Here is a 13,948-nt window from a genome sequence, read left to right as displayed (position 1 = left end):
CAATCGACTCTTTCTCTGGATTGAACCTGCCTCATGACCGCGACGCTACTGCCTCCGACCATCGAACATGAAATGCTGGGCACGATGCGCGTGCCCGGCTACGCCGACGTCACCGCCGCCGCCGAGCGCCTGGCCCCTCACGTGCGCCGCACGATGCTGCTGCGCTCGCCCGTGCTGGATGAGCGCGCGCAAGCGCCCATCTGGCTGAAGCTGGAAAACCTGCAAGTCACCGGCTCGTTCAAGGCGCGTGGCGCGTTCAACGCACTGCTGAATATGGATGCCGCGCAACGCGCGCGCGGCGTGGTGGCGTACTCAACCGGCAACCACGGGCAGGCGGTGGCATGGGCCAGCCGTTGCCTGGGCGTGCCTGCGACCATCGTGATGCCGGTGGATGCGCCAGAGAACAAGGTGGAAAAGGCGCTGCGCCATGGCGCGAAGGTCGTGCGGTATGACCGCCTGCGCGAAAGCCGCGAAGCCATCGGCATGCGGCTGCTGGCCGAAACCGGCGCGACCTTGTTGCCGCCGGGTGATCACCCCGATGTGCTGGCGGCGCAAGGCACGCTGGCGCTGGAAGCCTTGCAAGACCTGCCCGCGGCCGCACGCGAAAGCCTGGGCCTCTTCGCCACGCCTTGCGGCGGGGGCGGCATGGCGGCGGGGTGTTCGCTGGTGTTGCGTGAGCTGGCGCCGCAGGCCCGCATGGTCGCGGTGGAACCGCGTGAGTACGACGACACAGTGCGGTCCCTGGCGTCCGGCAAGCGCGAAAGCAATCCGGCTGGCGCCAAGACCATTTGCGATGCGTTGCAAGCCGCGACGCCTGCTGAACTGCCCTATGCGATCAACAGCCGCAGCCTCAGCGCGGCGGTGTCGGTCAGCGATGCCGAAGTTGCCGCCGCGATTCGTTTCGCACTGGATGAATTGCGTCTGGTCGTGGAACCGGGCGGCGCGGTGGCGTTGGCCGCGTTGCTGGCGGGCCATATCTCGGCCGACGGCCGCGACGCCGTCATCGTGCTGTCGGGCGGAAATATCGATTTGCCCTTGTTGCGACAAATCGCGCTGGAGTAATTGTTCGCGCCGGGCTCCCGGTTGACGGGAGCCGCCAGGACTCTTGCCATGCAGTACCGCAGTACCCGCAGTACCCGCAGTACCCGCGCCAGACGCAGAGCTGGCGTGGAAACACCCATAACAGTCCAAGGAAGAAAACCATGTCCACGTACCAAAGCAGCGCCAAGCGCTGGCTCGCTGCGGCGAGCGCCGTGCTGAGCCTGACGGCGGCGTCCGCCGCCCAGGCCGCCTACCCCGAGCATCCCGTCACCATCATCGTGCCGTTCAACACCGGCACCACGCCCGACATCGTGTCGCGCCTGCTGGCCGCCGAAATGGCCAAGCAGACGGGCGGCAACTTCGTGGTGCAGAACCGCACGGGCGCCTCCGGCATCATCGGCACGCAGGCGGTGGCCAACGCCACGCCCGATGGCTACACGATCGGGTTCGCCAACGTGGCCACGCTGGCCATCAACCAGGGCCTGTACGCCAAGCTGCAATACGACGCCGACAAGCAATTGGCGCCCGTGGCGTTGACCGGTTCCGTGCAGAACATCCTGGCCGTGCGCCCGGGCTTGAACGTCAAGAGCGTGGCCGACCTGATTGCACTGGCCAAGAAGGAGCCGGGCAAGCTGGTGGTGTCGTCTGGCGGCAACGGCACGACAGGGCACCTGAGCGCCGCCATGTTCAGTTCGATGGCGGGCGTGGAATTCATGCACGTGCCGTACAAGGGCGGTGTCGAGGCGGACCTGGCCGTGCTGCGGGGCGAAGCCGATCTGGTGTTCGACAACATCTCGTCCATCGCGTCGTTCGTGGACCAGGGCAAGGTCGTGCCGCTGGCCGTGACCGACCTGCAACGTGATCCGTCCATGCCTGCGCTTGCCACGATGGACGAGCAGGGCTTGAAGGGCTATCGCGCGGTGGCGTGGACAGGGTACGTGGCGCCCGCCGGCACCGACCCGAAGGTGCTGGACTACCTGAACGCCGCGATGAACAAGGCGCTGCAATCGCCCGACGTGCAGGAAAAGCTGAAGAGCCTGGCCTATGTGCCGAACATCGGCCCGCGCCAGCAGTTGTTTGACCGCGCGCATGCCGAACGCCCGGTGTGGGCGCAGGTGATCAAGCAAGCCAACGTGAAGATCGACTGACCGCCATGACCCTGACCGCCGTGACCCAGAACGCCGTGATCCAGAACGCCATGATCCAAGAACGCTACGACTTGCTGATCCGTGGAGGCACGGTGATTGATGGCACGGGCGCTGACCGCGTCCGCGCCGATGTGGCCGTGCGCGCGGGCCGCATCGCGGCCGTTGGCGACTTGCATGGCGCACAGGCCGCGCAAGTGCTGGATGCCGCCGGCCGCATCGTCGCGCCCGGCTTCATCGACACCCACACCCACGACGACCGCTACCTGTCGATCGACCCCTGCATGCCCGCCAAGCTGAGTCAGGGCGTGACGACGGTCGTGACGGGCAACTGCGGCATCAGTCAGGCCCCGTGGCGTTCGGGCTGGCGCAGCGACGTGCCGGCGCCGGTCAACCTGTTGGGCAATGACGTCAGCGATTTTCCCTACGAAACGTTTGGCGCCTACCTGCGCAACCTGGACCGCCACCCACCCGCCGTGAACGCCGCCTGCCTGGTGGGCCATACGTCGCTGCGCGCCGCCGCCATGGACGAGCTGGACCGGCCCGCCACCGCCAGCGAGATCGAACACATGCAGGCCTTGCTGCGCGAGGCCATGCAAAGCGGCGCGATCGGTTTGTCGACCGGCACGGCGTATCCAGCCGCCATGCCCGCCACGCTGGACGAACTGATGGCGGTGGCCAGCGTGCTGCGCGAACACGGCGGCCTGTACGCCAGCCATATCCGCGACGAAGGCGACCGCATCTTCGCGGCGCTGGACGAAGCCTTCGCGGTGGGCGCGGCGGGCGGCGCACCGGTGCTGATCTCGCATCACAAACTGATCGGCCCGCGCAACCACGGCCGCTCGGTGCAGACGCTGGCGCACATCACCGAAGCCAGCCAGCGCCAGGAAGTGGCGCTGGACTGCTACCCCTACGTGGCCGGCTCCACCATTCTGCGCAAAGACCGCCTGGCCGTGTCCAGCCGCGTGATCGTGACGAAGTCGGTGCCGTACCCGCAGTACGCCGGGCGCGATCTGGATGACATCGCCCGGGAACTGGGCTTGACCCCGGACGATGCGGTGGACGCCCTGCAACCGGCAGGCGCCATCTACTTCATCATGGACGAGGCCGACGTTGAACGCATCCTGGCGTACCCCGGCACGATGATCGGCTCGGATGGCATGCCGCACGACCCCGCGCCGCACCCGCGCCTGTGGGGCACCTTCCCGCGCGTGCTGGGCCACTACTGCCGCGACGTCGGCCTGTTCTCGCTGGAGCAGGCGGTGCACAAGATGACAGGAAAACCCGCCGCCTACTTCCGCCTGCCCGAACGCGGCCGCATTGCGGTAAACCATGCGGCGGATATCGTCGTGTTCGACGCCGACACCATCGCCGACACGGCGACGTGGGCCGCCCCGACCCGCCAGGCCGAAGGCATCGACTACGTTGTGGTCAACGGCAGCGTGGCGTGGCAGGCGGGCGCAAGCACGGGATCGCGTAGCGGCTTGGTGATCCGGCCGGGGGTGTGAAGATCAAAAGACCCGGGCATCAAACGACCCGAGATCGAAAGACCTCGAATGGGGCCTTTTGCTAAGAGAAGATCTGCCGCAAGCGGGTCAGGATCTCGGTCAGTTGTGCGGGGTCGACAGACCCCGCCAAGGACTGCAACCGTCTTTTGTCCAGGGTGCGTACCTGGTTCAAGACGGCGTAGCCTTTGGCGCCGTCGGCTTGCACCCAGAGCGTTAACCGGTCTTCCTTGCCCTTCGAGGTAATCGGCAAGGTTATGACGGTGTTGTTCGCCGCGATATGGTTCAGGGCGTCAGGCCCCACGATCAATACGGGGCGGCGGTTGCCTTGTTCGCTTCCGATGACGGGATTCAGATCGGCCCAGTAAATCTCACCGCGCCGGGGTTGCGGAAATACAGCCGAGCTCATGGGCGGGGCCTCCTGGATTAGAAGTCGGCGTCCTCGGGGAACACATCGGGAATCAGCGTGGGGGTGACGGCGCCGGCGTCGATCTGCGCCAGCATGGCCGCACCAAAACCGAACGGGTCCGCATTTTCCTCAACGGGCTGCAGGCGCAGCTCTTGGCCCGTCTTCACCACCCGGATGCCATGCGAGAAATCGAGCCCTTCCAGCATGGCTTTGGGCAGCACCACCCCTTGCGAATTCCCAATCTTCCGTAAGGACAGGATCATCGTTTTGTCTTCCACTTTGGGCATAGGTCCTCCGGGATGGCGATACGGCCACAGAAGTTATAACGGTTATAACTACCCGGAAGCGTAAGTCAGGCGCGCCCGAACTGTCAACGGCGGCGCTTCGACCCTGTATAGTCCTGCGCTTGCACCGCTTGCTATGACTGCGCCTTGTTTCCATCAGCTTGCGCATCGGCTCTGCGCGCCGCCGCAGGCCTGAATCCATTGGACCGGTACCCGCCCTCATGCCGAATTCGTCGCCTCAGCGTTCCCGCCGCTATCCTTTTCCGAAGACGTTGCTTGCCGGATTCATCACGGCAGCCTTGGCCACCTTGGTCATCGCCTTCGTCAACGTGCGCTCCGCCGATACCCGGGTGCAGGCCGTCAAGGCCATGGACCGCACGACGGAAGTCTTGCGGCAGTTGAGCTTGTTCAACTCGGCGCTGAAAGACGCCGAGATCGGGCAGCGGGGGTATCTGCTGACGGGTGACCTGGCCTACCTGCAACCCTATCTGCGTTCGTTGCCGCTGATCGAACAGCGGCTGGGCGTGGTCAAGGAAGCGGCCAGCGAAGATTCGGCGCAGCGCCGCATTGCCAACGATATCGATGGCATCACGCGCCAAAAGCTGGTGGAACTGCGTGACACCATCGAGATGCGCAAGGCCGGTGATGTGGAAGGCGCGATGGCGGTCGTGCGCACCGATGCGGGCAAAGAGGCCATGGACCGGCTGCGTGACCTGGTCGCCGACCTGTACTCGCGACAGATGGGCGAGCTGGCCGAGGGCAAGGAAGCCTGGGCCGCCGCCGCCACGACCTCCACGTATTACTCGTGGGGCGGCTCGATGGTGCTGCTGGTGCTGATCCTGATTTCCGGCGCCATGACCATGCGCGAGTACCGCGTGAAGGCGCGCCAGACGTGGGTGACGACGGGTCTGTCGGGCCTGAGCATGCGTTTGCAGGGCGATCACCGCGTCGATGAAATCGGCAAGCGGTCGCTGGAATATCTGGCCGAATACCTGGACGCGAATGTGGGCGCGGGCTACGTGCTGGACCGCAGCACGGGCGAACTCGAACTCTTTGGCGGCTATGCGTTGCCGCCCGAACGGCTGGCGCAGAAGATCCAGCCGGCTGAAGGGCTGATCGGGCAGGCCGCCGCCTCGCGCAAGCTGCTGCATGTGCGCGACGTGCCGGCGGGCCACCTTGAGATTGCATCCGCCTCGGGCCGCTCCAATCCGGCCGAGCTGATCCTGGCGCCCGCCATGCAGAATGGCCGCGTGTATGCGGTGCTGGAGCTGGGCTTCAACCACCCGGTGGGCGAGACCGAGCGCGCCCTGCTGGAAGGCGCGTCGGAAATGCTGGCGTCGTCCATCCGCTCGGGCCTGGACCGCACCCGTCTGGAAGCGCTGCTGGAAGAAACGCAGCGCCAGTCCGAAGAGTTGCAGACCCAGCAGGAAGAACTGCGCGTCAGCAACGAAGAGCTGGAGCAACAGAGCCGCATCTTGCAGGAATCGCAGGCGCGCATGGAGCTGCAACAGACCGAACTGGAGCAGACCAACGCCAACCTGGAGCAGCAGGCCGAACAGTTGATGCGCGTGCAAGACGCGCTGTCCGACAAAGCCCGCCAGCTGGCGCAGGCGAGCCAGTACAAGAGCGAGTTCCTGGCCAACATGAGCCACGAACTGCGCACGCCGTTGAATTCCACGCTGATCCTGGCCAAGCTGCTGTCGGACAACAAGCCCGGCAACTTGAGCACCGAGCAGGTCAAGTACGCGCAGACCATCTACGCGGCAGGCACCGACCTGCTGACCTTGATCAACGACATTCTGGATCTGGCCAAGATCGAAGCGGGCCAGGCCACGGTCGAGGTCGAGCAAGTGGCCATCCCCGCGCTGCTGCAACGCCTGTTCGACCCGCTGCGGCCGATTGCGCAAGAGAAGAAGCTGGCGTTCGAACTTGAGGTGGACGCGGATGTGCCCGCGGCGATGTATACCGATCCGCAACGCTTGGGCCAGGTGCTGAAGAACCTGCTGTCGAACGCGTTGAAGTTCACGCAGCAAGGCACGGTGGCGCTGCGCGTGTCGCGCGCGCCGGGCAACCGGCTGTCGTTCGCCGTGCGGGATACCGGCATCGGCGTGCCGGAAGACCAGCAGGAACTGATTTTTGAAGCCTTCCGCCAGGCCGACGGCAGCACGCACCGCAAGCATGGCGGCACGGGGCTGGGCCTGTCGATCTCGCGCGATCTGGCCGATTTGCTGGGCGGCTCGCTGACGGTGGCCAGCACGCCGGGCCAGGGCAGCGTGTTCACGCTGCAAGTGCCGATTCGCCTGACCGCCGCGCCGCCCACGCCTGCCCAGCGCGCGCGCAGCGCGCCGCCGGCGCCTCAGGCACGCCCGGCAACGTCAGACATGGCCGCACGTATCCTGCAAGATGCAATGCCCGCCGCGCAGTCGCGGTCGGACGAGGCTCCGGCCGACCCCCAGGTGCCAGGCCGCACCATCCTGGTCATCGAAGACGACGAACGCTTTGCCGGCATTCTTTCCGACTTGGCGCGCGAGATGGGCTTTGGTTGCCTGCTTGCGCATACGGCAAGCGACGGCCTGGCGCAGGCGGTGCAGCAAAGCCCCAACGCCATCGTGCTGGACATCAACCTGCCTGACTTCTCCGGGCTAGGCGTGCTGGACCAGCTCAAGCGCAATCCGCAGACCCGCCACATCCCCGTGCATGTGGTGTCGGTGGCTGATTACGCGCAAGAAGCGATGGGCCGTGGCGCCATCGGCTACGCGCTCAAACCCGTCAAGCGCGAAGAGCTGGTTCACGCGTTGCAGCGCCTGGAAGCCAAGTTCACGCAGAACATGCGGCGAGTGCTGGTCGTGGAAGACGACGACCGCCAACGCGAAAGCGTGCGCCAGCTGCTGGCGCGCAATGATGTTGAGATCGTGCCAGCCGCAACCGCCGCCGCCGCCTTGAATCAGTTGCGCGAAACCACCTTTGATTGCGTGGTGATGGACTTGAACCTGCCAGACATGAGCGGGTACGAGCTGTTGCAGCAGATGACCGAGCAGGACAGCGTGTCGTTCCCGCCCGTCATCGTCTATACCGGCCGCGCGCTGTCGCGCGACGAAGAGCAGCACCTGCGCCGCTTCTCGAAGTCGATCATCATCAAGGACGCGCGTTCGCCCGAGCGCCTGCTGGACGAAGTGACGCTGTTCCTGCATCAGGTCGAAGCCGAGCTGCCGCCCGAGCATCGCCAGATGCTGGAGCAGGCGCGCAGCCGCGACGCCGGGCTGGAAGGCCGCACGGTGCTGGTGGTGGAAGACGATGTGCGCAACGTGTTCGCGCTGTCCAGCATCCTGGAGCCGACCGGTTTGCGCGTGGAGATTGCGCGCAATGGCCGTGAAGCGCTGGATGCGCTGGAACGCGCGGGTTCCGATGGCCACGCGTCGATTGACCTGGTGCTGATGGACATCATGATGCCCGAGATGGATGGCTACACCGCCATGCGCGAGATACGCACGCGGCCCGAATGGCGCCGCCTGCCGATCATTGCGCTGACCGCCAAAGCCATGAAAGACGATCAGGAGAAATGCCTGGCCGCGGGCGCCAATGACTACATCGCTAAGCCGCTGGACGTTGAGCGCCTGCTGTCGCTGGTGCGTGTCTGGATGCGCAATTAAGGCGCTGCCTGCGCAACATCGAGTCGAGCACAGCCATGCCCCACAAGACCAAGGCGCGTATCGCGGACATCGAGCAGCGGCTGCTGCTTGATGCGATCTATCACCAGTACCACTACGACTTTCGCGCGTATGCGCAGGCGTCGCTCAAGCGCCGCCTGCAAAGCGCGCTGACGCAGTTCAGCTGCAAGACGCTGTCGCAGCTGCAAGACCGCGTGCTGCATGAACCCGCCGTGTTCACGGGCCTGCTGCAATACCTGACGGTGCAGGTCAGCGACATGTTCCGCGACCCCAGCTACTTTCTGGCGTTGCGCAACGAGGTCGTGCCCATCTTGCGCACCTATCCGTCCATCAAGGTCTGGGTGGCGGGGTGTAGCACGGGGGAAGAGGTCTATTCGCTGGCCATCCTGCTGCACGAGGAAGGCTTGCTGGACCGCACGCTGATCTACGCCACCGACATCAATCCGCACGCCTTGCGCGCGGCCGAGCAGGGCGTGTTTGACCTGGACCGTGTGGCGGCCTTTACCGAGAACCATGCGCGTGCGGGCGGGCGCAGCTCGCTGTCTGACTACTACACCGCCCGCTATGGCCGCGTGGTGTTCGACAAGGCCCTGCGCGAACACATGGTGTTTTCCGATCACAGCCTGGCCACCGACAGCGTGTTCGCGGAAGTGCATCTGATTTCGTGCCGCAACGTGCTGATTTATTTCGAGCGCGATTTGCAGAACCGCGCGCTTGGCCTGTTCCACGACGCGCTGGTGCATCGCGGCTTTCTGGGCCTGGGTTCGAAAGAGTCGTTGCGGTTCTCGGCGCAGGCCGAGCACTTTGACGACTTCGTGCTGGAAGACCGCGTCTATCGCAAGAAGGCCGGCCGATGAACGCGAGCGCGGCGAATGCATCCAACACGCCGGCTGGCGGCCCCTACCAGGCGATCGTCATCGGCGGTTCGTCGGGGGCGATCGACGTGTTGAACGTGCTGTTGCCGCGCCTGCCGGTGGGGCTGCGCGCGGCGGTGATCGTGCTGCTGCATTTGCCGCGCGACCGCCGCAGCCTGCTGGTCGATATCTTCCGCACGCGCTGTGCGCTGCCGGTGCAAGAGGCCGAAGACCAGCAGCTGATACAGCGCGGCCATCTGTATTTCGCGCCGCCGGACTACCACTTGTTGATCGATAACGGGCCGCGCCTGGCGCTGTCCGTGGATGCGCCGTTGCATTTTTCGCGGCCTTCGATTGACGTGTTGTTCGAGTCGGCCGCGGACGGCTACGGCGACAAGCTGGTGGGCGTGCTGCTGTCTGGCGCGAATGATGACGGCGCAGCCGGCCTGGCCGCCATCCATGCAGCAGGCGGCTACACCATCGTGCAGGACCCCGCCAGCGCGTCCATGCCCACCATGCCCGAAGCGGCGTTGGCGCGCTTTTCAGGTCGAACCCCGGGCCAAACGCCGCACCAAACGCCGGGCAAAATCCCGGCCCCCCACGTCCTGACGCCGGAAGCCATTGCGGCCCGGTTCATTCAACTGCATGCGCAACGATTGTTGTGATCCCAACCTGTTTTGACGCCATGATCCTGACATCCGCCAAGCCCCTTGAAGACCGCATCAAATGCCTGCTGGTCGACGACGTCCCCGAGAATCTCGTTGCGCTGGAAGCGCTGCTGGGTAGCGACCGGGTCGAGGTGCTGAAAGCGCAGTCCGGCCCGCAAGCGCTGGAACTGTTGCTGACCCATGGTGATGTGGCGCTGGCGCTGCTGGATGTGCAGATGCCGGACATGAACGGCTTCGAACTGGCCGAACTGATCCGGGGCAGCGAACGCACCCGTCACATCCCGCTGATTTTCATTACGGCCGGCACGCGTGAACAGAATTGGCAATTCCGTGGCTACGAGAGTGGCGCGGTGGATTTTCTGTACAAGCCGATCGACCCGCACATGCTGAGCATGAAGGCGAACGTGTTTTTCGAGCTGCATGAACGCAAGCGCGCGCTGGCCCGGCAGCTGGAAGAGCGCACGGAAGCGTTGCGGGTGAACGAGATGTTCATGGCGGTGCTCAGCCACGATCTGCGCACGCCGTTGCAGTCCATCGTGATGGGCGCCGCGCTGTTGCAGCGCCAGAGCGACCCGGCGCGTGTCGCCAGCCTGGCCCAGCGCATGGCGCAAAGCGGCGAACGCATGACGGGCCTGATCGAAGATCTTCTCGACGTGACGCGTATCCGTCAGGCGGGCGGGCTGACGTTGTCGCCGGCTGAAACCAGCATGGAAGGGCTGGTTCAGCGCACGCTGGATGAAGTGCTGGCGGGCGCGCCCGACCGCGTGATCGAGCCCATCTACGAAGGGGATCTGATCGGCACGTGGGATGGCAAGCGGCTGAGCCAGGTGCTGGCGAATCTGATGGGCAATGCTTTGCATCACGGGGATGCCGATCTGCCAATTCGCGTGGAAGTAGATGGTACGCAGCCGGGGCAGGTGGGTGTCACGGTCAGCAACGGCGGCACGATTCCGCCGGCCTTGCTGCCCCACCTGTTCAACCCGTTCCGGGGAGGCGAGCGCCGCCCCGATAGCCACAAGGGCCTGGGGCTGGGGCTGTTCATCGCGCAGCAGATCGTGCTGACCCACGGCGGCCGCATCAGCGCGGAATCCAAGGACGGCATCACGCGCTTTCGCGTGGAGCTGCCGCGCCAGGTGCCGGTGCTGGCGCCGCCGCGCGTCTTGTAGCGTTCAGTCGATGCCGGTGGCGCCTGTCCCGTAGTGTTCAGTCGATGCCGGTCGCGCCTGTCCGCGTCACCGGCACGCTGCGGGGCGACGCCGGCTGATCCCGCTTACTGCACCGTCGTTGGCGTGGCGGGCCGTGACACCTGCGTGGGCATGCGCTCGATGCTGAGCGTGCTGGGATCGGTCGTTGAAGGCCGCACCACCACGGTGTTGTTGGCGCCGTGCGAACCCAGGTTGGGCAGATCTGCCGGGCGGGCCGCAAGCGTGGCGAAGGGGCCGCCGCCTGTGGCCGGCACGCCATCCAGCGTGACTGCCGTGGCCCATGCGCCGCTGCGCCGCGACAGCACCTGATAGCGCTGCGGGCCGCCGGCCGTGCGCGCCACGATGTAGAGCGTGCCATCGATGATGTTGAGTGCGGGCGGCGAGGCGGCTTCGGCGTCCAGCCGCGACGGCTTGCCATGTTCAACCAGCCACAGGTGGCCATCCGCGCGTTCCAGCACGGCCAGCACCACGTTGCCCTGCGCATCGGCGTTGATGGCCGGGCGGCCGATGAAGGGCACGCCCAGGTCGGCGGCCTTGCTCCAGTCCATGTCCATATCCGTGGTGTCGCCCGCTTCCACCAGCTGAGTCAGATGGTTGCTGCCGCGCTGGCGGAAGTAGAGTTCAACGCGATTTTCATGATTGCGAATGGCCGCCAGCCCGCCCGCCGTTTCGGGCGCGGGGACGCGACGCCAGGCATGCCATTCGGGCCGCTGGCCTTTGGCCGCGGGCAACTGGCGGGTGTAGAAGAGTTCGCCTTGGGTGGTGGAGGCAAAGATCACATAGCGCCCGTCGGCGCCGCGCGCCGCAGCCGGCGCGCCGGTGGCCCCTTCCAGCGGCGGCAAGTCTTGCCAGGTGCTCCAGCTGCCATCGATGCCGGACGGCGCAATCCAATGCAGCAGGCCGTCATAGCCTAAGGCCACAGCAGCGGCTTCGCCGCGTGGCGCCACGGCCGGAATCTGCGTCACGCGCAGGCCACCCAGCGCTTGCCAGCCTTGCCAGGTGCCGTCGTGCCGTTGCTTGTTGGCCCAGACGCCGCCCAGCGGGTCGCGCGCCATCAGCCCGGCCGTGCCATCGGCATGGGTGAACGACACCAGCGGGCCACTCGTGCGTCCGCCCAGGCTTTGCCAGCGTTGCTGGCCCGAGTCCCAGCGGTTGACGGCGGCATTGGTTTCGCCCGCGGCGAACACGACCAGGCCGCCGCGCCCATCCGGGTACAGCTGGGGGGCGATGTCCTGGCGCGACACGTAGTACGCGCGTTGCACCCAGGCAGCGGCGGGGCCGGCGGGTTCCTTGCAGCCGGTCGGGCCTGCGCAATAGTGGTAGTCGTTCCAGGCGTAGTGCTGGAAGATCACTGACTTGGTCTCAATTTCCGCTTCAGCCAGGTTGGTGGCGCGTTCCTGGCTGGGGTAATCGATGTAGCCGGTTTCGGCGTAGTTGCCGGGCGCGCGCACCATGGCTTCGCGCACCAGCCGCGCGCTTGCGATGTGGTCGGGGTGGCCGTGGCCGGCGCAACGCCAGCACAGCTGCGTGTACGGCACGCTGATGGTGTCGTCCAGATGGCGCACCGTGGTCGGCCCGTATTGGCGGATCAATTCCGCCAGCGTGTCGATCAGTTGTTCGCGCGTGTAGACCTCGGGGTTGGGGCCCAGCGTATCCACGCTTTGCCCGGCTTCAGATTCGGTGCGGGACAGCGGCGTCAGGCTGCCCCAGCCCTTGCCCAGCCAAGGGTCTTTCAGGCGCATGTGCCAGAGCTGCACGCGCGGATTGCCCTGCAAGGTGAAGCGCGCAATGTGGCGGCCGTCGGCCATGCCCACGTCCGTTTTCCACACGTCGGGCTTATGCGCCATATAGGCGTAGGCCGCGCGCACGCCGCGTTCACGGCCCAGCATGTACGTTTCGCCTTCACCGGCATCGCTGGCGGTCATGTAGACCACGCGCACGCATCCGCCCGCCTCGATGTTCGAGGCGATGTCCGGGTTCATGAATAGCAGGTCGTCGTCCAGGTGGGCGACGAAAGCCAGGTCTTTGATGCCGTGGCATTGCGCCAGCGTGGGCGGGGCGGCCAGCGCGGGCGAGCAGACTAGGGCGAAAACTGCACAGAGTAGGGCGCGTCCAAGGGGACGCATCAGGGCCGTCAACAAAGGCATAAGTGAGCGTCGCTTAAAAGGCGCGGCGCGGGAAAATGGAAGTGAAACGAGTATAGCGGCGGGGTGATGCAGCTTGATGAGCCGCGCGGCACAGGATGTTGGATAGGGTGTCCGGGTGCAATCGGTCCGTCACTTATTTTTTGCGGGTGCGCCAGCGCAGGGCGCGCGGCTCAACGCGCGGGAGGCGCTACCCCCGCTGTCCCCGTCTGATTGCGATGGTGCCGTCAGACCGCGCGCCGCCACTGCCCCGATTCCGGGCACACCACCGCGCGCACGCCGTCCACCCACACCTGTTCGTCAGCCAACTGCGCCGCGGTGGCGGGGTCCACATCAAACGTCACGCCCAGCGCCTGCGCCACGCGGGCGTCTTCAATCGGAAGCTCGCAGGTCAGGAACCACTGCGACAGGTCTTCGTCTTCTGGAAAATCAGACGCCGTGTAGCCGCTGGCGCCGCGGCGGATGACGGCGTGGGGCTGGCAGGTATCGAACAGCATGGCCACGCCGCGCGTGAGCGGGATGCGTTGGCCCGTGTGCGGAAAATGCACGTCCAGCCCCTTGTCGTCGGAGACGAACAGGTTGCAGAACGCGGCGCTGCCGTATTGCTCGCCATCATGGTGATACCGCGCGCCCCGGCACGCCATCAAGGCGATGTCGCTTGCGGCCAGCACGTCTTGCAGGCCGATCGATTGCGTCCAGGCTTGCATGGCGCGCAGGCAATCGTCGAATGCCGGCCAGCGAAAGCGCGTGCGGGCGAGCGGCATCTGTTCCACGTCGCCGGGTTCCAGCAGGGTTTGCGTGCGCGTCTCGCGTTCCCAATCCGCTACGACGCGGGCAGGGGGCGCGGGCGTGTCGATCACACCGTGCAAGACCGCGCCGCCGACGCTGCGGCTGCGCAGAACGTCTGCGCTCAAGTAGAAAGACGTGGAGGGCTGTGGGCTGAACATGCCGAAAAAATAGGACCAGTCCGAGGTTTCCGCGATTATGGCTTTTTTTTGGTTCGCATCCGATATCAAGCGCCGGGA

11 protein-coding genes are annotated in these 13,948 nt (G+C 65.8%); 7 read left to right on the top strand and 4 right to left on the bottom strand.

What is annotated here, in order from left to right:
• Positions 1–33 precede the first annotated feature (33 nt).
• The 3 genes from HV765_RS15190 (at position 34) to HV765_RS15180 (ending at position 3,694) form a co-directional block, all read left to right on the top strand.
• Entirely contained in the window at positions 34–1,062 is a 1,029-nt protein-coding gene (locus HV765_RS15190) for a threonine ammonia-lyase (RefSeq protein WP_175170201.1), read from the top strand.
• Between the two features lie 140 nt (positions 1,063–1,202).
• Positions 1,203–2,189: a Bug family tripartite tricarboxylate transporter substrate binding protein gene (locus HV765_RS15185; RefSeq protein WP_175170200.1), complete on the top strand. Its 987-nt coding sequence runs from the start codon at positions 1,203–1,205 to the stop codon at positions 2,187–2,189.
• Between the two features lie 5 nt (positions 2,190–2,194).
• Positions 2,195–3,694: an N-acyl-D-amino-acid deacylase family protein gene (locus HV765_RS15180; RefSeq protein WP_254600585.1), complete on the top strand. Its 1,500-nt coding sequence runs from the start codon at positions 2,195–2,197 to the stop codon at positions 3,692–3,694.
• 61 nt (positions 3,695–3,755) lie between these two features.
• Here HV765_RS15180 and HV765_RS15175 read toward each other — a convergent pair whose 3' ends face one another.
• Together HV765_RS15175 and HV765_RS15170 are read right to left on the bottom strand one after the other, a co-directional pair.
• Positions 3,756–4,100, bottom strand: coding sequence for a type II toxin-antitoxin system PemK/MazF family toxin (locus HV765_RS15175; protein WP_175170199.1), 345 nt, complete (start codon positions 4,098–4,100; stop codon positions 3,756–3,758).
• A gap of 17 nt (positions 4,101–4,117) precedes the next feature.
• Positions 4,118–4,387, bottom strand: a complete 270-nt coding sequence (locus HV765_RS15170; protein ID WP_175170198.1) for an AbrB/MazE/SpoVT family DNA-binding domain-containing protein — start codon at positions 4,385–4,387, stop codon at positions 4,118–4,120.
• A 218-nt stretch (positions 4,388–4,605) separates the two neighbouring features.
• On the opposite strand from HV765_RS15170, the gene HV765_RS15165 reads away from it, so the two are divergent.
• The 4 genes from HV765_RS15165 to HV765_RS15150 are packed head-to-tail and all read left to right on the top strand — an operon-like array spanning position 4,606 to position 10,740.
• On the top strand, positions 4,606–8,034 hold the full coding sequence (locus HV765_RS15165; protein ID WP_175170197.1) for a response regulator: 3,429 nt from the start codon (positions 4,606–4,608) through the stop codon (positions 8,032–8,034).
• A 35-nt stretch (positions 8,035–8,069) separates the two neighbouring features.
• On the top strand, positions 8,070–8,909 hold the full coding sequence (locus tag HV765_RS15160; RefSeq protein WP_175170196.1) for a CheR family methyltransferase: 840 nt from the start codon (positions 8,070–8,072) through the stop codon (positions 8,907–8,909).
• The gene (locus HV765_RS15155) at positions 8,906–9,571 is read left to right on the top strand and encodes a chemotaxis protein CheB (protein WP_175170195.1); all 666 of its coding nucleotides are present in this window, start codon (positions 8,906–8,908) and stop codon (positions 9,569–9,571) included. The genes HV765_RS15160 and HV765_RS15155 overlap by 4 nt, the downstream gene beginning before the upstream one ends.
• Positions 9,572–9,591: 20 nt before the next feature.
• The gene (locus tag HV765_RS15150) at positions 9,592–10,740 is read left to right on the top strand and encodes a hybrid sensor histidine kinase/response regulator (protein ID WP_175170194.1); all 1,149 of its coding nucleotides are present in this window, start codon (positions 9,592–9,594) and stop codon (positions 10,738–10,740) included.
• Positions 10,741–10,844: 104 nt separating this feature from the next.
• Here the strand turns inward: HV765_RS15150 and HV765_RS15145 are convergent, their stop codons facing one another.
• Together HV765_RS15145 and HV765_RS15140 are read right to left on the bottom strand one after the other, a co-directional pair.
• Positions 10,845–12,905, bottom strand: a complete 2,061-nt coding sequence (locus HV765_RS15145) for a DUF8189 domain-containing protein (protein WP_254600584.1) — start codon at positions 12,903–12,905, stop codon at positions 10,845–10,847.
• 245 nt (positions 12,906–13,150) lie between these two features.
• Complete coding sequence (locus tag HV765_RS15140) at positions 13,151–13,870, bottom strand: hypothetical protein (RefSeq protein ID WP_175170192.1); 720 nt, start codon at positions 13,868–13,870, stop codon at positions 13,151–13,153.
• Positions 13,871–13,948 lie beyond the last annotated feature (78 nt).

This window comes from Achromobacter kerstersii (genome assembly GCF_902859595.1).
Lineage (GTDB): Bacteria > Pseudomonadota > Gammaproteobacteria > Burkholderiales > Burkholderiaceae_B > Achromobacter > Achromobacter kerstersii.
This window is presented reverse-complemented; position numbering and strand designations above follow the sequence as displayed.

What these genes read in the sequence shown, in the direction of transcription:
- HV765_RS15190 (WP_175170201.1), top strand. Translation starts at nt 34, where the DNA reads ATGACCGCGACGCTACTGCCTCCGACCATCGAACATGAAATGCTGGGC.
- HV765_RS15185 (WP_175170200.1), top strand. Translation starts at nt 1,203, where the DNA reads ATGTCCACGTACCAAAGCAGCGCCAAGCGCTGGCTCGCTGCGGCGAGC.
- HV765_RS15180 (WP_254600585.1), top strand. Translation starts at nt 2,195, where the DNA reads ATGACCCTGACCGCCGTGACCCAGAACGCCGTGATCCAGAACGCCATG.
- HV765_RS15175 (WP_175170199.1), bottom strand. Translation starts at nt 4,100, where the DNA reads ATGAGCTCGGCTGTATTTCCGCAACCCCGGCGCGGTGAGATTTACTGG.
- HV765_RS15170 (WP_175170198.1), bottom strand. Translation starts at nt 4,387, where the DNA reads ATGCCCAAAGTGGAAGACAAAACGATGATCCTGTCCTTACGGAAGATT.
- HV765_RS15165 (WP_175170197.1), top strand. Translation starts at nt 4,606, where the DNA reads ATGCCGAATTCGTCGCCTCAGCGTTCCCGCCGCTATCCTTTTCCGAAG.
- HV765_RS15160 (WP_175170196.1), top strand. Translation starts at nt 8,070, where the DNA reads ATGCCCCACAAGACCAAGGCGCGTATCGCGGACATCGAGCAGCGGCTG.
- HV765_RS15155 (WP_175170195.1), top strand. Translation starts at nt 8,906, where the DNA reads ATGAACGCGAGCGCGGCGAATGCATCCAACACGCCGGCTGGCGGCCCC.
- HV765_RS15150 (WP_175170194.1), top strand. Translation starts at nt 9,592, where the DNA reads ATGATCCTGACATCCGCCAAGCCCCTTGAAGACCGCATCAAATGCCTG.
- HV765_RS15145 (WP_254600584.1), bottom strand. Translation starts at nt 12,905, where the DNA reads ATGCGTCCCCTTGGACGCGCCCTACTCTGTGCAGTTTTCGCCCTAGTC.
- HV765_RS15140 (WP_175170192.1), bottom strand. Translation starts at nt 13,870, where the DNA reads ATGTTCAGCCCACAGCCCTCCACGTCTTTCTACTTGAGCGCAGACGTT.